The organism is Faecalibacterium sp. 9, assembly GCF_048320955.1.
GTDB lineage: Bacteria > Bacillota > Clostridia > Oscillospirales > Ruminococcaceae > Faecalibacterium > Faecalibacterium wellingii.
Genome location: NZ_JBLWGB010000001.1, coordinates 308,612 through 328,671 on the forward strand (window position 1 = coordinate 308,612; position 20,060 = coordinate 328,671).

General features: G+C 57.3%; 14 protein-coding genes, 1 tRNA gene and 1 rRNA gene. 8 read left to right on the plus strand and 8 right to left on the minus strand.

From position 1 onward, the window contains the following. Window positions 1–32: 32 nt before the first annotated feature. Window positions 33–1,543: ribosomal RNA gene (locus ACKXF9_RS01515) — 16S ribosomal RNA — on the minus strand. A gap of 815 nt (window positions 1,544–2,358) precedes the next feature. On the opposite strand from ACKXF9_RS01515, the gene nrdD reads away from it, so the two are divergent. Beyond that, on the plus strand, window positions 2,359–4,530 hold the full coding sequence (gene nrdD / locus ACKXF9_RS01520) for an anaerobic ribonucleoside-triphosphate reductase (RefSeq protein ID WP_118528344.1): 2,172 nt from the start codon (window positions 2,359–2,361) through the stop codon (window positions 4,528–4,530). 158 nt (window positions 4,531–4,688) lie between these two features. After that, a complete protein-coding gene (nrdG, locus tag ACKXF9_RS01525) occupies window positions 4,689–5,246 on the plus strand; it encodes an anaerobic ribonucleoside-triphosphate reductase activating protein (protein WP_418265082.1) in 558 nt (185 codons plus the stop codon). A 76-nt stretch (window positions 5,247–5,322) separates the two neighbouring features. On the opposite strand, the gene ACKXF9_RS01530 is transcribed toward nrdG, so the two are convergent. Beyond that, window positions 5,323–6,900, minus strand: a complete 1,578-nt coding sequence (locus ACKXF9_RS01530; protein ID WP_418265083.1) for a RecQ family ATP-dependent DNA helicase — start codon at window positions 6,898–6,900, stop codon at window positions 5,323–5,325. A gap of 250 nt (window positions 6,901–7,150) precedes the next feature. Between ACKXF9_RS01530 and ACKXF9_RS01535 the strand changes: the two genes are divergently transcribed. The 4 genes from ACKXF9_RS01535 (at window position 7,151) to ACKXF9_RS01550 (ending at window position 13,754) form a co-directional block, all read left to right on the plus strand. Beyond that, window positions 7,151–8,179 carry a glycosyltransferase family 2 protein gene (locus ACKXF9_RS01535; protein WP_418265084.1) on the plus strand — a complete coding sequence of 343 codons (1,029 nt, stop codon included), beginning with the start codon at window positions 7,151–7,153 and terminating at the stop codon, window positions 8,177–8,179. Window positions 8,180–8,571: 392 nt separating this feature from the next. After that, window positions 8,572–8,823, plus strand: a complete 252-nt coding sequence (locus tag ACKXF9_RS01540) for an AbrB/MazE/SpoVT family DNA-binding domain-containing protein (protein ID WP_249237520.1) — start codon at window positions 8,572–8,574, stop codon at window positions 8,821–8,823. 24 nt (window positions 8,824–8,847) lie between these two features. Further along, on the plus strand, window positions 8,848–9,777 hold the full coding sequence (locus tag ACKXF9_RS01545; protein WP_418265085.1) for an alpha/beta fold hydrolase: 930 nt from the start codon (window positions 8,848–8,850) through the stop codon (window positions 9,775–9,777). 449 nt (window positions 9,778–10,226) lie between these two features. Next, window positions 10,227–13,754, plus strand: a complete 3,528-nt coding sequence (locus ACKXF9_RS01550) for a right-handed parallel beta-helix repeat-containing protein (RefSeq protein WP_418265086.1) — start codon at window positions 10,227–10,229, stop codon at window positions 13,752–13,754. A gap of 106 nt (window positions 13,755–13,860) precedes the next feature. Here ACKXF9_RS01550 and ACKXF9_RS01555 read toward each other — a convergent pair whose 3' ends face one another. From ACKXF9_RS01555 to ACKXF9_RS01580, 6 genes are all read right to left on the minus strand, one after another. Beyond that, the gene (locus ACKXF9_RS01555) at window positions 13,861–15,342 is read right to left on the minus strand and encodes a lipopolysaccharide biosynthesis protein (RefSeq protein WP_418265087.1); all 1,482 of its coding nucleotides are present in this window, start codon (window positions 15,340–15,342) and stop codon (window positions 13,861–13,863) included. Between the two features lie 76 nt (window positions 15,343–15,418). After that, window positions 15,419–15,973 carry a M48 family metallopeptidase gene (locus ACKXF9_RS01560; RefSeq protein WP_348584808.1) on the minus strand — a complete coding sequence of 185 codons (555 nt, stop codon included), beginning with the start codon at window positions 15,971–15,973 and terminating at the stop codon, window positions 15,419–15,421. A gap of 3 nt (window positions 15,974–15,976) precedes the next feature. Next, window positions 15,977–16,897 carry a DMT family transporter gene (locus ACKXF9_RS01565; RefSeq protein ID WP_418265088.1) on the minus strand — a complete coding sequence of 307 codons (921 nt, stop codon included), beginning with the start codon at window positions 16,895–16,897 and terminating at the stop codon, window positions 15,977–15,979. Further along, window positions 16,897–17,436, minus strand: coding sequence for a hypothetical protein (locus tag ACKXF9_RS01570; protein ID WP_418265089.1), 540 nt, complete (start codon window positions 17,434–17,436; stop codon window positions 16,897–16,899). Before ACKXF9_RS01570 ends, ACKXF9_RS01565 begins: the two co-directional genes overlap by 1 nt. Window positions 17,437–17,577: 141 nt before the next feature. After that, on the minus strand, window positions 17,578–18,870 hold the full coding sequence (locus ACKXF9_RS01575; protein WP_418265090.1) for a glycoside hydrolase family 10 protein: 1,293 nt from the start codon (window positions 18,868–18,870) through the stop codon (window positions 17,578–17,580). Further along, window positions 18,867–19,367, minus strand: a complete 501-nt coding sequence (locus tag ACKXF9_RS01580; RefSeq protein WP_249237529.1) for a conjugal transfer protein TraD — start codon at window positions 19,365–19,367, stop codon at window positions 18,867–18,869. Before ACKXF9_RS01580 ends, ACKXF9_RS01575 begins: the two co-directional genes overlap by 4 nt. A 123-nt stretch (window positions 19,368–19,490) precedes the next feature. Between ACKXF9_RS01580 and ACKXF9_RS01585 the strand changes: the two genes are divergently transcribed. Both ACKXF9_RS01585 and ACKXF9_RS01590 read left to right on the plus strand, forming a co-directional pair. Continuing rightward, a complete protein-coding gene (locus ACKXF9_RS01585) occupies window positions 19,491–19,910 on the plus strand; it encodes a hypothetical protein (RefSeq protein ID WP_249237530.1) in 420 nt (139 codons plus the stop codon). 73 nt (window positions 19,911–19,983) lie between these two features. Continuing rightward, window positions 19,984–20,057 (plus strand) — tRNA-Ile (locus ACKXF9_RS01590). Window positions 20,058–20,060 lie beyond the last annotated feature (3 nt).

Here is a 20,060-nt window from a genome sequence, read left to right on the forward strand (position 1 = left end):
TTTTGATGTCCTGTCCTTGCCTGACTCCTTAGAAAGGAGGTGATCCAGCCGCAGGTTCTCCTACGGCTACCTTGTTACGACTTCACCCCAATCACCAGTTTTACCTTCGGCGGCGTCCTCCTTGCGGTTAGACTACCGACTTCGGGTCCCCCCGGCTCTCATGGTGTGACGGGCGGTGTGTACAAGGCCCGGGAACGTATTCACCGTGGCATGCTGATCCACGATTACTAGCAATTCCGACTTCGTGCAGGCGAGTTGCAGCCTGCAGTCCGAACTGGGACGTTGTTTCTGAGTTTTGCTCCACCTCGCGGTCTTGCTTCTCTTTGTTTAACGCCATTGTAGTACGTGTGTAGCCCAAGTCATAAAGGGCATGATGATTTGACGTCATCCCCACCTTCCTCCGTTTTGTCAACGGCAGTCTGGCCAGAGTCCTCTTGCGTAGTAACTGACCATAAGGGTTGCGCTCGTTGCGGGACTTAACCCAACATCTCACGACACGAGCTGACGACAACCATGCACCACCTGTCTCCTTGCTCCGAAGAGAATACATATTTCTATGTCTGTCAAGGGATGTCAAGACTTGGTAAGGTTCTTCGCGTTGCGTCGAATTAAACCACATACTCCACTGCTTGTGCGGGCCCCCGTCAATTCCTTTGAGTTTCAACCTTGCGGTCGTACTCCCCAGGTGGATTACTTATTGTGTTAACTGCGGCACTGAAGGGGTCAATCCTCCAACACCTAGTAATCATCGTTTACGGTGTGGACTACCAGGGTATCTAATCCTGTTTGCTACCCACACTTTCGAGCCTCAGCGTCAGTTGGTGCCCAGTAGGCCGCCTTCGCCACTGGTGTTCCTCCCGATATCTACGCATTCCACCGCTACACCGGGAATTCCGCCTACCTCTGCACTACTCAAGAAAAACAGTTTTGAAAGCAGTTTATGGGTTGAGCCCATAGATTTCACTTCCAACTTGTCTTCCCGCCTGCGCTCCCTTTACACCCAGTAATTCCGGACAACGCTTGTGACCTACGTTTTACCGCGGCTGCTGGCACGTAGTTAGCCGTCACTTCCTTGTTGGGTACCGTCATTATCTTCCCCAACAACAGGAGTTTACAATCCGAAGACCTTCTTCCTCCACGCGGCGTCGCTGCATCAGGGTTTCCCCCATTGTGCAATATTCCCCACTGCTGCCTCCCGTAGGAGTCTGGGCCGTGTCTCAGTCCCAATGTGGCCGTTCAACCTCTCAGTCCGGCTACCGATCGTTGCCTTGGTGGGCCGTTACCTCACCAACTAGCTAATCGGACGCGAGGCCATCTCAAAGCGGATTGCTCCTTTTCCCCCTGGTCGATGCCGACCCGTGGGCTTATGCGGTATTAGCAGTCGTTTCCAACTGTTGTCCCCCTCTTTGAGGCAGGTTCCTCACGCGTTACTCACCCGTTCGCCACTCGCTCGAGAAAGCAAGCTCTCTCTCGCTCGTTCGACTTGCATGTGTTAGGCGCGCCGCCAGCGTTCGTCCTGAGCCAGGATCAAACTCTTTATAAATGATATTTATCACTTAAAAGTGTTAAATCTTGTTCGCTCAGCACGCAATCGCTTGCGTCCTGTGTGAATTACTTTTGGAATTGTTTTTAGTGTTTTTCCAAACACTTAAAGGTTCCTTACAAGTTTTTCGATATTGTTCAATTTTCAAGGTCCTGTAGCGCCTCAGCCTTTCGGCTGACGACCTGTTTATTTTACCACCGAAGTGGTTTTTTGTCAAGCCTTATTTTTTAGAAGCTTTTGAACTTTCTGAACTTGGATGTCTTGAAGTTTCTCGGAACAAACCAGTCCTTCTTGACGTCTATTGGTTCTTTTCAAAGGCTTCCTGCTGTGGCTTCGGAAGTCATTCTTTTGCCTCAGCGCTTGGCGCTCAAGTATAATACCATACCCCCGCCTTCTTGTCAACACTTTTTGACAGATTTTTTCCATTCTTTTTTGCGCACGACCGAAAACGGCATCTGACCGTGAGGTATATGCGCCGCAGCTGCTTTGGTGCAGCTTGGCACAAATGCCTTTTCTCTTTGCTTATATAATGTATTATAAAGCTTTCGCCGTATAATATTTTGCGATATTACACCTCGGAAACGGGTGTGCGTTGTCAAGAGGTCTTGGCTCAGATTTTATCCTGAAAATTATCCATGAATTTTGGCTAAAACTCCAAAACGCAAAATGTAGTGGTATTTTTCTTGACTTGCCACTAGATAGTGATAGAATAGAGCTACATTCAGTTTGTTGGATATCGTGTGCGCAAAACGGGTATCTCTTATTGTAAGAGATACCCGTTCACACTGTGCTTTATTTGTTAAGGAGGAGAGCCGATGAAGATCATCAAACGCAACGGTGCAGAGGTCCCCTTTGATATCACCAAGATCATCACCGCTGTTACTAAGGCCAGCGATTCTGTGAGCGGCCAGAGCCGTCTGACAAAGGACCAGATCACCCAGATCGCCGCTGCTGTTACCGACCAGTGTCAGGCGCTGAACCGCGCCGTCAGCGTGGAAGAAGTGCAGGATATGGTGGAGAACCAGCTCATGGACATCAAGGCACATGATGTGGCCCGGCACTACATCACCTACCGCTATGTGCAGAGCCTGAAGCGCCAGACCAACACCACCGATGAGCGCATCCTGAGCCTGATCGAGTGCCAGAACGAAGAGGTCAAGCAGGAGAACGCCAACAAGAACCCCACCGTGAACAGCGTACAGCGCGACTATATGGCCGGTGAGATCTCCAAAGATCTGACCGCCCGTCTGCTGCTGGACCCGGAGATCGTCAAGGCCCATCAGGAGGGTCTGATCCACTTCCACGATTCCGACTACTTTGCCCAGCACATGCACAACTGCGATCTGGTGAATCTGGAGGACATGCTGCAGAACGGCACCGTCATTTCCGGCACCTATATTGAAAAGCCTCACAGCTTCTCCACCGCCTGCAACATCGCCACCCAGATCATTGCACAGGTGGCATCCAACCAGTACGGCGGTCAGAGCATCAGCCTGACCCACCTCGCCCCCTTTGTGGATGTCTCCCGCAAGAAGATCGCCGCTGAGGTAGAAGTGGAAATGGCCGGTCTGGACGTTTCTGCCGAGCGCAAGAAGGAGATCGTAGAGCGCCGCCTGCGCAGCGAGATCAACCGCGGTGTGCAGACCATCCAGTATCAGGTGGTCACGCTGATGACCACCAATGGTCAGGCCCCCTTTATCACCGTGTTCATGTATCTGGGCGAGGCGCGCAATCCGCAGGAGAAGGCAGACCTTGCCATCATCATTGAGGAGACCATCCGCCAGCGCTATCAGGGCGTGAAGAACGAGGCCGGTGTGTGGATCACCCCCGCCTTCCCCAAGCTGATCTATGTGCTGGAAGAGGACAACATCCGCCCCGGCACTCCCTACTATTATCTGACCGAGCTGGCCGCAAAGTGCACTGCAAAGCGCATGGTGCCCGACTATATCTCCGAGAAGAAGATGCTGGAGCTCAAGGTGGACAAAAACGGCGAAGGCCACTGCTACACCTGCATGGGTTGCCGCAGCTTCCTGACCCCCTATGTGGACCCCGAGACCGGCAAGCCCAAATACTACGGTCGGTTCAATCAGGGCGTTGTCACCATCAATCTGGTGGATGTGGCACTCTCCTCCAAGGGCAACTTTGAGAAGTTCTGGAAGATCTTCGACGAGCGTCTGGCCCTGTGCCACCGCGCACTGCAGGCACGGCACAAGCGGCTGCTGGGCACCCCCAGCGATGCCGCACCCATCCTGTGGCAGTACGGCGCACTGGCCCGACTGAAGAAGGGCGAAAAGATCGACAAGCTGCTGTTCGGCGGCTACTCCACCATCAGTCTGGGCTATGCCGGTCTGTATGAGTGCGTGAAGTATATGACCGGCAAGAGCCACACCGATGCCGGTGCAAAGCCCTTTGCTCTGAGCGTGATGCAGCACATGAACGACAAGTGCAACGCCTGGAAAAAGGCCGAGAACATCGACTACTCCCTCTATGGCACCCCGCTGGAATCCACCACCTACAAGTTCGCCAAGTGCCTGCAGAAGCGCTTTGGCATCGTGCCTGGCATTACCGACAAGAACTATATCACCAACAGCTACCATGTGCATGTGTCGGAACAGATCGATGCCTTCACCAAGCTGAAGTTTGAATCCGACTTCCAGCGCCTGTCCCCGGGCGGTGCCATCAGCTATGTGGAAGTGCCCAACATGCAGGACAATCTGGAAGCCGTCATGAGCGTGCTGCAGTTCATCTACGACAACATCATGTATGCGGAGTTGAACACTAAGTCGGATTACTGTCAGGTGTGCGGCTATGACGGCGAGATCAAGATCGTGGAGGATGACGGCAAGCTGGTGTGGGAGTGCCCCAAGTGCGGCAACCGCGACCAGAACAAGCTGAACGTTGCCCGCCGCACCTGTGGCTATATCGGCACCCAGTTCTGGAATCAGGGCCGCACGCAGGAGATCAAGGACCGCGTGCTGCATCTGTAATTACGATTCAAATGCCCTCCGCTTCGCTCTGGGCATAACAGCGGAAAATTTTTTCTATTTCACGTTTGGAGCGGCCTGCGGGCCGCTCCAAACGTATTTTCACCGGAAGGGCCACAGCGGCAGGCTTCCATTTCTTTGTAAAGTACAGGAATCATATTATGAACTACGCAACCATCAAATACTATGACATTGCCAACGGCCCGGGGGTGCGCACCAGCGTATTCGTGTCCGGATGCCGCCACCACTGCCCGGGGTGCTTCAACGCCGTGGCGTGGGATTTCCATTACGGCCAGCCCTTCGATAAAGCCACCCGCAACGAAGTGTTTGCATCCTGCCAGCCGGACTATATCGCGGGCCTATCGCTGCTGGGCGGCGAACCCATGGAACCGGAAAATCAGCGGGAGCTGCTGCCCTTCGTGCGCAACTTCAAGGCCTTGTACCCGAACAAAACGGTATGGTGCTATTCCGGCTACACCTGGGAACAGCTGACCGGCAAAGAGCCAAGTCTTGCCCGGTGTGAAGCCACCGACGAGCTGCTGAGCCTGCTGGATGTGCTGGTGGACGGCGAGTTCGTGCAGGCAAAGCACGATATCTCCCTGCGGTTCCGCGGCAGCAGCAACCAGCGTCTTCTGGATGTGAAAAAGACCCTAACCGCCGGTCAGCCCGTGTGGTGGGAGGACGAAAAGGTATTCGCCACCCATACCATGGAAAAATAAACACAACAGAAAAGAGCGTCCGGTTTTCCACTTCCTGAACGGAACGTGTGGAAAACTGGACGCTTTCTTTTTTGTTTTACTCTCTGCTGCCCACGGCATCCTCGATGATGCGCAGGAAGGCATTGCCGTAGCGGGCGGCTTTCTTCTCGCCCACACCGCTGATATTCAGCAGTTCATCGGTGCTCAGCGGCTTCTTCTCCACCATTTCCCGCAGGGTGGCATCGCTGAACACCATAAAGGCCGGGATATTCTGCTTTCCGGCCAGCCGCTTGCGCTGAGCATAGAGGGCGTTCAATAGCTTCTGGTCGAACTCGCTCAGCTCGCCTGCCACCGCCTTTGTGCGGCGCGGCTTCTCGCTCAGCCGTCTTGCATTGTCTGCCGCACGGCGGCGGGAATACTCCACCTGCAGCTGGGCTTCCTGCTCTGCAGCCAGACAGCAGGAGCAGTTGCCACATTTTTTGGGTGCCGCTTCGCCGAAATAGTGCAGCAGAAAGCCACGCAGGCAGTCCTGCGTGGTGGAATAGAAGGTCATATACTTGAGCCGCTCTTCCGCCTTGCGGGCCGCTTCGGCTTTTACATCGGCGGGCAGGCCGTTGTCTGCCTCCATCTCCTTCTCGATGAAGAACCGGATGGTGCGCACATCGGTGCCGGAATAGAGCAGCGTGCACCGGGCGGGCTGTCCATCGCGGCCTGCACGGCCTGCCTCCTGATAATAGCTTTCCAGATCCTTGGGCATATTATAGTGGATCACAAACCGCACGTTGGGCTTGTCGATGCCCATACCGAAGGCATTGGTCGCCACCATGACCTGCACCCGGTCGTAGAGGAAATCGTCCTGATTCTGCCGCCTGGTATCCGCGTCCAGCTTGGCGTGGTAGGCCGCAGCCCGGATGCCCCTGCTCTGCAGAAGGCGAGCGGTCCCATCCACCTGCCGGGTGGTGCTGCAGTAGACGATGCCCGCGTTGCTGCCCTCTTTCAGCACAAGATCCAGCAGCTCCTTCGGCTTCTGGCTGGGCAGGGCCCGCCGGGTCTCAAAATAGAGGTTCGGACGGTCAAAGCTGGTGGTCACCTCATAGGGTTTCTGCAAGGCCAGCTGTTCCCGGATGTCGTCCCGCACATGGGCAGTAGCCGTGGCTGTGAACGCGCCCACCACCGGACGGCTGGGCAGGCTGTCCACAAAGGCCTTGATGCGCAGGTAGCTGGGCCGGAAGTCCTGTCCCCACTGGCTGATGCAATGGGCCTCGTCCACCGTCACCATACTGATGGGCCGTTCCTGCGCAAACCGCTGGAAACCCGGCATTTCCAGCCGCTCCGGTGCCACATAGATGATCTTGTACCAGCCCTCCCGGGCGCGGTGTAGCATCAGGGCCTTCTGGTTGTCGGTGAGGCTGTTGTTCAGAAACGCCGCCGCCACGCCCGCCTGCACCAGTGCCCCCACCTGATCCTTCATCAGGCTGACCAGCGGCGACACCACGATGGTGATGCCCGGCAAAAGCAACGCCGGCACCTGATAGCAGATGGATTTGCCCGCACCGGTGGGCATCACCGCCAGTACATCCTGCCCGGCAAGCAGGCGGCTGACGATCTCCTCCTGCCCGGGGCGGAAGCTGTCGTAGCCAAAAACTTTTTTCAGGATGCTGTGCGGGTTTTCCATGGGTTCCTCCGTTGTATCTGATGGGCAGTTCTCTGCGCCGTGTCCTCAAAGCCCTATCAGTATACCATAAAAGCCGGGCTTTTGCGCGGGCACAGAGCCTGTTTTTCGGCAAAAAGCACGAAATGTCAAAAGTAATTTTTTTGCAAATGATAGCTTTTCAGGCGCGAAAATGATATAATAGGAGCACATAACTCCATGTCCGGCGGTTTTTTGTGCGCCGACTGTTGATAGAAAAAGGAGCAATCATCTTATGCAGCAGAAACTCATCACCTTTGCCGTTCCGTGCTACAACTCGGCGGCATATATGCGCCATTGCATCGAGACCCTGCTTTCTGCCGGAGAGCAGGCCGAGATCATCCTTGTGGACGACGGTTCCGTGAAGGACGATACTCCCGCCATCTGCGACGAGTACGCCGCCAAATATCCCACCATCGTCAAGGCCATCCATCAGGAAAATGGCGGCCACGGTGAGGGCGTCAATCAGGGCATCCGCAACGCCACCGGCCTGTACTATAAGGTAGTGGACAGCGACGACTGGCTGGACACCGACGCCCTGAAAAAGGTTCTGGCCCGCCTGACCACTCTGGTGGCCCGCGGCACCGCGCCGGACATGATGATCTGCAACTACGTGTACGAGCATGTGGAGGACAACACCACCCTGACCGTGCGCTACACCAATGTGTTCCCCCAGAACCGCCTGTTCAACTGGACCCATGTGGGCCACTTCCGCCCGGACCAGAACATCCTGATGCACTCGGTGATGTACCGCACCGAGGTGCTGCGCAAGTGCGGCATGGTGCTGCCCAAGCACACCTTCTATGTGGACAACATCTTTGTCTACCAGCCCCTGCCCTATGTCAAGAGCATGTACTACATGGATCTGGATCTGTACCGCTACTTCATCGGCCGTGCCGACCAGAGCGTGAACGAGAGCATCATGGTCAAGCGGGTGGATCAGCAGCTGCGGGTCACCAAGCATATGATCGACTGTCAGGATCTGGATGAACTGAAGGATCAGAGACGTCTGCATGCCTACATGGTACACTATCTGTCCGTGATGATGGCCGTGAGCGACATCTTCCTGCTGCTGGACGGCAGCGACGAGGCAAAGGCCAAGCGCACCGGGCTGTGGCAGTACCTCAAGGACCACGTAAGCACCGGCGTTTACCGCGCCGTGCGCTACAATCTGGGCGGTCTGACCGACCTGAAGTTCCCCGGCGGCGACAAGCTCACGCTGGGCGTCTACCGCCAGCTGCGCAAGATCTTCAAATTCAACTGATTCTTTGAAATTTACTCCTTCAGTCACGGCTTACGCCGTGCCAGCTCCCTCAAAGAGGGAGCCTTTGGCAGAATGGAACACTTCTCCTTCTCGCCAGAGCCTCCCTCCATGAGAAAGACTTCCCCCGGCCGGGGGAAGATGTCACGCAAGTGACAAAAAGGGGAGCAGTGGCATCGCGCAGCGATGACGGAAGGAGTTTCTTTTTGTCTGCCCGGCCTTATTTTCTCTACTTTTCCGCGTAAAAAGTTTCTTTTTGTCGAAATAGCACGGAATCATTGACGAACGCTGTTCTTTTTTGTATACTGAGCATAGCGCCACTGGAACAATTTTCCTATTGTGTCACAGATTGGCTATCACAGGAAAAGGAAAAGGATAAAGGAGAACAGAATACTATGAAAAGTACCGGAATTGTCCGCGGCATCGATGCGCTGGGCCGCATCGTTCTGCCCAAGGAGCTGCGCACCAGTATGCATCTGGACACCGACACCAAGCTCGAGATCTTTGTGGATGGTGATTCCATCGTGCTCAAAAAGCACCGTCCCGCCGGCAGCTGCGACTTCTGCGGCGAGGTGGACGAAGCCTCGGTGCAGTTTGCAGGCTACTGCATCTGCCCGGCCTGCCGCCGCAAGATCAGCGCACTGTAAAAAACGCAAAAAGGAGGCTCTGCCATGAGCCAGATGATCGATTTCACCGTCCCGTCCACCGTGCCGGGGCGGTCGCTGCACGCCTTCCGCTGCGTGCCGGACGGCGAGGTGAAAGCCATTCTGCAGCTGTCCCACGGCATGGTGGAGTTCATCGACCGGTATAAGCCGCTGGCAGAATATCTTGCCGGGCGGGGCATTCTGGTCACCGGCCACGACCATCTGGGTCATGGCGGCTCCATCCGCACCCGGGACGATTACGGCTATTTTGCCGAGCCGGACGGCAACCGCGCGGTGCTGGCCGACCTGCACGCCATGACGGTGCGCACCAAAGAACTTTACCCGGGAGTGCCCTATTTCCTGCTGGGCCACAGCATGGGTTCCTTTTATGCCCGGCAGTATTTGTGCGAATACGGCCATGAGCTGGATGGAGCCATCATCATGGGCACCGGCTTCCAGCCCAAAGCGCTGGTGCAGTTTGCCAAGACCCTCTGCCGGGTGCTGGCGGTCTTTCATGGCTGGCACTACCGCAGCAATTTTGTGGCGCACACCTCATTTCTGGGCTACAATAAGGGGCTGGAGGGCCGCACCACCCACGACTGGCTCAACCGCGACCACGCCGAGGTGGACAAATATCTGGCGGACGAGCGCTGCACCTTTACCTTCACGCTGAACGCCTACTACAGCATGTTCAGCGGCATCCTGCGCCTGCACGACCCGGCCTTCCTTGCAAAGATGCCCAAAGACCTGCCGCTGCTCTTCCTTGCCGGTGACGCCGACCCGGTGGGCGAACAGGGCAAGGGCGTGCGCCGTGCCATCCAGAGCCTGAAAGACGCCGGTGTGCAGAACATTGAATGCAAGCTGTACCCCGGTGCCCGGCACGAGCTGCTGGTGGAAACGAACAAGCAGGAAGTGTTTGCGGACATCGGTAACTGGCTGGACCGGCAGCTGACCTGAACCGCATCCCGAAACCGCTGCACAGCATTTTGTGCGGCGGTTTCTTTTTTCGCCGGTTTCCGGGCGCGCTGCGTCTTTCACAAATTTTTCACATTTTGTTCTTCCGGCGGTTCTGCAACAACACCATCTCAAGCCGTCACAGCAGCATCACAGTACCGTCTCAGCACTGTTTCATTACCGTTTCAAAAGCGTTTCAAACCGCTCCGCTCAAATTTCCATATTCTACCATCTTCCTGTCTTTTTGTGCTATTTGTTAGGATTATACCTGTAGCTTTTAGGCATTCCGTCTAATTTTCAGCGTTTTTTCAAGCGCTCTCCCTCTTGTTGACAGGCTTCCAAAAGTGTGATATACCCAAATCACAAGCATAAACTCCGGGATCGGCCAATGGGGGTCGGTACGGTTTATGTCCCTTTTATAACATGTGAAGATCTGGAAGGAGAGAGTGATCATGACCAACAAAAAATTCAAGCTTGCGGCAATGTCTCTGGCTTTGACCGCCTGTGTTGCGGCAAGCCCTCTGGCAGCAAATGCAGAATCTGCGGGCACTGAGGCAAAGAGCCCTGCTCCTGCGGTGGAAACTCCTGCCCCTACGGCTGAGGTTCCCGGTGAGAACACTCCTACCACCAACGAGACCAAACCGGGTTCTACCAGCGAAGAGACCAAGCCGGGGTCTACCAGCGAAGAGACCAAACCGGGTTCTACCAGCGAAGAGACCAAGCCGGGTTCTACCAGCGAAGAGACCAAGCCGGGTTCTACCAGCGAAGAGACCAAGCCGGGTTCTACCAGCGAAGAGACCAAGCCGGGTTCTACCAGCGAAGAGACCAAACCGGGGTCTACCAGCGAAGAGACCAAGCCGGGGTCTACCAGCGAAGAGACCAAGCCGGGTTCTACCAGCGAAGAGACCAAGCCGGGGTCTACCAGCGAAGAGACCAAGCCGGGTTCTACCAGCGAAGAGACCAAGCCGGGTTCTACCAGCGAAGAGACCAAGCCGGGGTCTACCAGCGAAGAGACCAAGCCGGGTTCTACCAGCGAAGAGACCAAGCCGGGGTCTACCAGCGAAGAGACCAAGCCGGGTTCTACCAGCGGAGAGACCAAGCCGGGTTCTACCAGCGAAGAGACCAAGCCGGGTTCTACCAGCGAAGAGACCAAGCCGGGTTCTACCAGCGAAGAGACCAAGCCGGATTCCGCTGACGAGACCAAGCAGGAAGCTACTGACAAGGCTAAGCAGGATGCTGCCGTTGAGAACAACAACCCTGCCGCAGCGGCTCCTGTAGCAAAGGCCCCGGCTCTGATGACTACCTCGCTGGCAGCAGCTCCGGCTGCACCCACTGCTCCCACTGCTCCTGCGGAGGAAGTCACGGTTGCCACTATTACCAAGAACGGCACTACCTTCGAGTATACGAGCTTTGATAAAGCCGTCGAAGCAGCCCAGGACAACGACATCATTGAAGTGGTCGAAGATGCCGAGACCACTGGAATGTTCATAGAGAATAAAAAACTGACCATTCAGGGTGCCAAAAAGGCCACCCAAAAAAACGATGACGGCACTGTAGAAGAGACCACCGTCAAGCCCAAGCTCACCTTTAAAAAGGAGGGCATCGCTCTGTGGGGCACAAAACTGACCTTCAAGGATATGCAGGTTGAGATGGATGGTATCAACAGCACACCGTATACCGCTGAATGGGACTGGATGACCATTGGCGCCAATAACAACTCCGTCCTTGAGTTGGACAATACGGATCTGATCATGGACAATCGTAACGATAAAACCGCCCATCCAGACAAAAACCATCCAGACAAAACATTTAATGGACAGTACGCCATCTACTTTACCGGCGAGAACCAGCTGAACGTCAAAGAAGGCTCCACCCTGACCATTAAAAACTATTGGCAGAACGCTTTGACATGGGACGGCGGCAGCGGTTACAACCTCAACATTGAGGATTCTACCGTTAATTTGGACAGCAACCGTTCCGGCATTGCAGGCAATTTCCAGGTCACCGTGGACGACAACAGTACCCTGAACGTGACCAACAACCGCGGCAACGGCTCTAACGGCTCTTACTTCACGATCAAAAATGGGTCTGATGTCCTGTTTGACAACAACGGTACTTGGGGCATTTCGGCATGGCGCATCGACATGAGCGGTGACTCTACCCTGACAGCTACCAATAACGGCTATGGCGGCATCTGGACCCGTGTGCTCAATGTGGACAAGACCTGCACACTGGATGTTGAGAGCAACGGCAAAAAAGCCACCAGTAACACCAACAACCCCGGTATCTACTTCCAGGGCAACGGCAAAATCAAGAGCACCATTGAAGAGGGCGCTAAAGTTACCATCAAGGACAACGCCGGTTCCGGTATCTATACAGGACAAACGGTCTGTGACCTGACCATTGGCTCCGCCACCATCACCAACAACGGCTCCGGCTCTGTGAATGAGAAGGGCATCGGTGCCGAAAATGGCGGCGGCATCTACAACATCGGCACCCTCAAACTGGGCAAGGGTGTAACCATCAGCGGCAACACCGCCAAAAATGGCGGCGGCGTATATACTAAGAGCGTTAAGACTAAGGGCGGCAAGGTCACTATCGATGGCGGCAAGGTAATCGGCAATACCGCCACAAACGGAAACGGCGGCGGCATCTATGCTGAGGGCGGCACTGTGACTGCAACCGGCAGCGACATCAGCGACAACACCGCTAAAACTCAAGGCGGCGGCTTCTACCTGACCACAAGCACGCTGACCGCCAGAGACAATACCATCAACAACAACAGCAGTCAGACTGGCGGCGGCCTGTATCTGGATTCCACCAACGCCGAACTTACCCGCAACACCATTGACAACAACAAGGTCTCCGGTGTCGGCGGCGGTATGTACACCTACGGTGATACCAACAACATCGGCAGCAATACCATTGCGCTGAAAGGCAACACCATCACCAACAACACCGCAGTCAGCAACGGCGGCGGTCTGGCCTTTGCCAACCGAAATCAGCATGTCACGCTGGACGGCGACATCATCGAAAACAACGATGGCGGCGTCTACGGTGGTGGCATCTACTTTGCAAGTGCCGACCTGACCATGAACGGCGGCTCGGTCTCCACGAACAATGCCCGGAACGGCGGCGGTATTTACCACGCCATCTATGGCAAGACGGTCACCCTGAACGATGTGAAGATTCAGGGCAACACGGCTGCTAAACGCGGCGGCGGTATTTTCCTGTGGGATTCCAAAGGCAAACTGGTGCTTGGCAGCGGAACGCTGGTGTCCTGCAACAAGGCCGAATTGGAAGGCGGCGGCATTTATGGTGGCGTAAAGTCCACCATCGAGCTCATTGCCGGTGCCCTGTACAATAACCACGCAGGCACTGCCGGTGACGACATCTACCTGAAGGAAAAAACCAACACGACCCTGATCCTGCGCCCGGTCGGCGATGACTGGATCCTGGACGACTGCGGCCACCCCATTGATGGCTGGTACCTTGACGGCAAGGATGCCCGCTGGGATGCGGACAGCCAAAAGAAGTTCGTCACCAATCTGGACGCCCTGCTGGAAGGCACGGACTACGAGATCGAAAAGGGCGAAGACGGCTGCTATATCATCACCATCGGCAGCAATGCTCTTGCCCTCAAGGCCGCCCATGACGCGCCGCCGGAGCCGAAACCCGACCCGGATGGTCCCGACACTCCCACCCCGAACCCCAACCCGAAGCCGGAACCGAAGCCCGGCCCGGATACCTCCATCACCCCGGAAGACCCGCAGCTGCCTCCTGTACAGGACGCACGGGCCGATACGCCGGACTCCCCTGTTCTGCCCGCGAGCTCCACTAACCCCGCTGTGCAGGACGCTCACGCCCTGCCGCAGACCGGCACCAGCCTGTTTGCTGCGCTGGCAATGGCTCTCAGCGGCTTTGCACTGACGCTCGCCGGTGCATGGGCAAGCCTGCTGGGCAAGAATAGCAGACACTGAGCCTTCGGCTCCTTGTGATACCGCTATCCGCTTCATCCGTATCGCACATTTATAAAAGGCGAAAGGCCCCGGGACATTGCGTCCCGGGGCCTTTCGTTTGCACATTTTACCGTTTCAGCCAGCCATCCACAGCCGACACCAGCGCCTTGCCGCGGCGGCCCAGCAGGCGGGGCAGCAGGATGCGGGCCATGGCCCACACGCCTGCAAAGTTGTACAGAATAACAGCCGCCGTGATCAGGCCGGTCCACAGGCCGTAGAGCGGCGTCTCAGCCAGCAGCACAAAGGCTTCTGCCACCAGTGCGGCCGCATTTACCAGCACGCGGCCCGGATGCACCTGCATCCCGATCATCCTGTGGGCATCGATGGCACGCAGGGTGAACACCAGCGCAAGGCCAAGGAAGGAGGCATAGGTCGCACCCACCGGGCCCCACCACTTGATGAAGAAGTAGTTCATGATGCAGTTGCTCACAGCGCCCGCCATCATGGTGATCATGCTGCGGGTGGATTTTTTATTCACCACGTACACGCTGTTCATGAACTGGTTGAAGCAGCTGCAGGTGGACGCCATGACAAGAAAGGGCACAAAGTGCCATGCATAGTAGTAGTTGGCCTTCATCACGTGCATCACCGGACGGCACAGCCAGATGATACCGGCGGCACAGCAGAACAGCACGCTGGAATAGGTGCGGAAGATCTGGGTAAAGAACTTTGCGCGCCCCTCCTCCTCGGTCACAGCGGAAAGCTGCCATGCATCGTAGAAGATCAGGCCCAGCGTGGTCAGGATGGTGGGCAGGAAGTAGCCGGTGGAAAGCAGGCCGCTCCATGCGTCGCCGCTGTGGCCGTCCAGACCGCTGCACATTTCGCGCACAAAGAACAGGTCGGATGCGTTGATGATCCAGAAGCTGATCTGTGCCGGGATCATGGGCAGCGAGAAGCGCAGCATCTGCTTCCAGAGGTTTTTGTTGACGCCCTTCAGCTCCACATAGTTCCACAGCTTTCCGGTAACGGAGAGGAACAGCACGCTGACAAGGTCGCCGCTGATGATGGCCAGCAGGTAGCCGTTGGCACCCCACTTGAAGCCCACCAGATACAGCACGTAGAAAGCCATGGTGGCCACGGTGCACAGCACGCCGTCCACGGCCACCAGCTTGTTCCACTGGCGGCTGCGCACGAACTGGGTGCACAGGGTGCGCAGGCAGCTCATGAGCACGTAGATGTAGATGAGCAGGCCGTACTGTGCCATATCGGGCAGAAACTGCGCAATGGGCCAGCACAGCACCAGAAGGCCAAAGCCGCCCAGAATGGTCAGCAGGCCGTTGGTGAACACCTGTTTTTCGCTGTTGCCCTTGTCCAGACCAAAGCGGATGATGGCGTTGGACATGCCCATGGACACGAACGGGATGAGCAGGTTCGCGTACTGGCTCAGGATCTTGGAAAGGCCCAGATCGGAAATTTCCGCCATTGCATAGGTCAGGAACGGCTGAACGATCAGGGTGAGCAGCTTTGACGAAAAGCTGGAAATGGCAAAGATCAATGTGTTGCCGGCAAGCTTTGAATATTTATCGCCGGACTTTTTTTCGTTTTCCAAGGGTACTCCCCTCCTGTTTTACAATTCGGATGCGGGCCGGTCTGTGACCGCCCGCATCTGCTTTCCCACTATTTTGTCACTTTAAAAGCGCCCGCCGGGCTTTCCAGTCCGGCAGCAGCTTTGCCACCTCGGCCCAGAAGGCCGGGCTGTGGTTGGGCTGCAAAAAGTGGCAGTACTCATGCACTACCACATAGATCTGCGCCGCCGGGGGCATATGATACAGCTGCAAAGCAAAGGTGATCTGCCGCTTTGCCATAAAGCACACGCCCCACCGGCTGGTCATGCTGCGCACCTTGATGACGGGCTTGTGCCCGCCCAGCACTTCGGCAAAGGCCGGGTAGACCTTATCGCTCATAGCCGTAAAGTACGCCAGCGCGGTCTCCCTGTCCGGCAGGGGCTGTGCGTCCCGGGCGGCACGCCGCCGGGCACGTTCCCGGGCCTCCTGCACCCATTGGGCACGCTCGGCCACAAAGCGGTCTGCCGCTTCCGCGCTCGTGCGCAGCGGCACGCTCACCGCCACGGTGCCGTCCTCCCGCACACGGATGTTCAGGTTCTTCACCTTTTTGCGGGTCAGCTCGTACCGGATGCCGCCTGCCGTGCGCAGCTGCGGCCCCGGCTGTTTTTCTGCCATGGGTCAGGACGCCTTTTTGACCCGGTGCAGCATTTCCAGCGGCAGCTGGGCCAGCACCACGGCAGCAAAGATCAGCACGCAGCCAAAGACTTCCCGGGCAGAAAGGTTCTGGTGCAGCAGCATCCAGCCGCCCAGCGCACTGAACACGCTTTCCAGACACATGATCAGGCTGGCAATGGCGGGGTTCAGGTCCCGCTGACCCAGGATCTGCAGGGTGTAGGCCACGCCGCTGGACATGATGCCGCAGTAGAGGATCGGCAGCGCATTCTCCGCGAACTGCGCCGCGGAAGGTGTCTCGAACAGCAGAGCCGCAGCGGTGCTTTCCACCGACACCACCAGAAATTCGGCAAGGCTCAGCCGCACGCCGTCCACCTGCGGGGAAAAGTGGTCCACCGCAATGATCTGAAAGCTGAACAGCACTGCACAGCTCAGCAGGAGCCAGTCGCTGGATTCGATGCTGCCAAAGCCGTTTTTCATGCACAGCAGATACAGGCCCAGCACGGCCACCACCATGCTGATCCACAGCTGCGCACTGCCCTTCCGGCCCAGAAACAGGCCGAACACCGGCACCAGCACCACATACATGGCGGTCAGGAAGCCAGCCTTTGCCGTGGACGGATTGATGGTAATGCCAATCTGCTGTGCAGCGGATGCAGCAAACAGAAGGGTGCCGCACACAAAGCCTGCCGCCAGCAGCTTTTTCTTTTCGGCGGCGGTCTTTGGCTTTGCATCCGTGCCGTTTTTGCGGCGGATGGCGTCAAATACCAGCACCGTGGGGATCAGCACCAGCACAGCCAGCCAGCTGCGCCCCGCCAGAAAACTGTAGGCGCCCATCCCGGAGCCTGCGCTCTGGGCTACAAAGGCCGTGCCCCAGATAAGGGAGCACAGCAGCAGGAGCAGAGAGTTTTTAGTCTGTGTATTCATCAGCCGACGCCCTCCACCTTCAGCAGGCCGTACAGGTAGTAGCGGCTGGAATCATAGGAGATGGTCACACGGTACTGTGCCGCCGGGTCCAGCCCGGAAACGGTGCAGCGGTAGTTGGTGCCGTCGGTATGGATATAATAGGTGCTGTCCGGCACATACTCTGCGCCGCCATCCACTTTTTTCCACAGTGCCACCTTGAATTTCTGGGTACCCTCGGCGGTGCCGCAGGCCATGATATTCAGGCTGCCGGTGGGCGCAGTGAAATAGCCGGTGCTGCGGCTCCAGATGCCGTTGAACACGGCGTACAGGCAGCCGTCTGCCGTGGCCGTGGCAAACTTGGCAGAGGAGTCTGCGATCCCCTGAATGATCAGCGGGTCGGCGGTCGCATCTGCCCAGCGGGTGGTGTCCTCCTCCTGCACCTCGTCCGAGGTGCCCGTCACCTTGTGCACGATGCCCTTCAGGACATCCTTGCAGCTGGTCAGCCCCACTGCCAGCAGGACCGCCAGCAGCAGCGCAATGATCCTTTTTTTCATCTTCATACGTTTCCTCACGAAGCAACGCGCTTCTCTTTGCTATTCATCCTTCTGCCCATTTTTCGGGCAGATACAATTATAGTATACCGCATTTCGCCGCACTGCACAAGACAGACGGCTTTGTTTTGTGCGGTTTGCCGCCCGATTTTACCCTTCTTTGCCGGTCAGCGCCCGCAGCGCAGCGCATTCGGCAGCAGCCTGCTCCGGTGCGCCCGCACCAAACAGACTGCCATACCGGTACAGCGCCCAGCCGCCCGCGTTCTGACCGCGCAGGTCCTGCACCTGCCGGGCCAGCGCATCGCCGGTGCTCCAGCCGCTCACGCTGTCCGGGTTCGCGCCGCCGTCACCTACGCCGATGCGGTACGCGCCCAAGCCAAAATAGAGCGCCACGCCCTCTGCACGCGGGTACGCCAGCCACGCGGGTACGATGTTCTCAAAGGCAAAGCGGGTGCTGCCGCTCTGCAGCGTGTAGCCATAGCCCCAGTAGACCTGCGGACAGAGGTAGTCTACCACCTGCTCTTCGCCGCCTGCGGCCAGCCACGCGGTCACAGCGCTGTACTGGCTGTTGAGATCGTTGTCCGGATTCCCCTGCGGACTGATGCCGAACCGCAAAGTCGGGTCTGCGGCTTTTACCGTGTCGTGCACCGCCTTTACCAGTGCGGTCACATTCTGCTGCCGCCACGCGGCAAGGTCCACCGCACCGCTGGCCGCAAACTGCACCGCGTCGATGCTTTCCTCGGTGGTGGGGTAAAAGTAATCGTCAAAGTGGATGCCATCCACCGCATAGTTCTGCAAAAGCTCTGCCACGCCCTGCACCACATAATCCGCAGCGGCAGGCTCTGCCGGGTTCAGGTACAGCCCATCGCCCACCGCACACACCCACTCCGGATGGGTGTTGGCAAGGTTATTCTCCGCAAGGCTGGGCGGCATGGCGGCAGAGGACCGCAGCCGGTAGGGGTTCAGCCACGCTTCCACCGAGAGTCCCCGCCCGTGGGCCTCCTGCAGGAGGATGTCCAGCGGGTCAAAGCCGGGGTCTGCCCCCTGCACCCCGGTGCACAGGTGGCTCCATGGGAACAGGCTGCTGCGGTACAGCGCGTCCCCGAAGGGCCGCACCTGCGCCAGCACCGTGTTCAGCCCAAGACCCGCACAATCGTCCAGCATCTGTGCGCACCCGGCGCGGAAGGTGTCTGCCGTGGAAAAATCCAGCAGCGCCCATTCCAGATAGCTGATCCACACAGCCCGCCACTCGCCTGCAGGCAGGGCCGGGTTGTCAACGTTTTGTTGTTGTTTCCCTGTTTTATCCCGTCCGGAAAGCTCTTTGCGGCGCAGCCACAGCCCCGCGCCCACGCAGGCGGCGGCACCGGCCCCCAGCAAAAAGCTGCGTCGGCCAAAGCGGCGCGGCTCCACTTCCGTTTTTTTCGACCTGCGCCGCTGGGTCACAGGGTCTCCTCCTGAGTCTTATACAGGGTCAGCGCCGCCCAGCCCCGGGCACAGGCCAGCAGCACGAACATGATGTTCGTCCAGAAGGCAAGGCCGCTCATGCCCGCATAGCGGGTCAGCAGCCAGAACAAAAGCCGCAGCGCCTCCGAAATGCATACCAGCTGCAGCGGGCGCTGGATGGGCTTTCCGTGGCTGTACTCAATGGCAAGGAGGCCGGGCCACACCAGCGCCGAGCACAGGTCGCCCGCCCAGCCGCCTGCCGCCAGCTTGCTGAGCATCAGCAGCACGAACACCAGCGTGTAATTGCGCTTATCCTTGGCCGGTGCTCCCTTCTGCGCCGCCAGAAACAGTACTGCGATACCGGTGATGCAGAACACGATCAGTTCCAGCCCCGAAAAATCCATACCGCTCAGCACGGCAAAGCCGCCCAGCATGGACACTGCCGCTGCCGCCAGCAGGAAAAAGTACCAGGTCTTGCGTGTGAATTTGAGCTTCATTGCGTTCCTCCCGCCCGCAGCAGAGTGCAGGCTCCTGACAAAATTTTCAAAGAATTAAAAATATTATAGCACAAATGGATGCGGGTTGTGTTACAATAAGAAAAACTCTTTGGGAGGATCTTCATGAACACTGCTGTTTCCATCGTCCTGCTTGCCGCCGTGCTGGGCGTGATCGTTTTTCTGCTCTCCCGGCGCGAGAACGGCCGCCGCAGCCAGTATGGGCCCTCCGGTCTGTCGGAGTTCCGCACTGACCTGCCCCTTGACGAATGCTTTGACCGTCTGGACGAGCATCCGGACACGGACGAGTTTTTGTATGAGTGCCGCCGGGAAAAGGACGGCGGGTTCCTTTTGCACCTGACATTGCACCAGCCCACCCAGCAGCCGCTGGACACCCTGTACTCCCTGCGGCTGGACCCGGGCCGTCAGACTGTTGTGACCCTGATCTTCATCCGCGAGGCCTTTGGCTACAAGGAACCGCTGTTCCCGCAGGAAATGCTGGACAAATTCATGCAGCAAAAGCTGGCAGCCCACCGCACAAAATAAACTTTTGCGGCAAAACGCTTTTCATTTTGCGCTGAATTTGGTATACTGGTATATGCCGCAGCGCAGAATATGCGGGCTAGTAGCTCAGTTGGTCAGAGCTGGCGGCTCATAACCGCTTGGTCCCGGGTTCAAGTCCTGGCTGGCCCATAA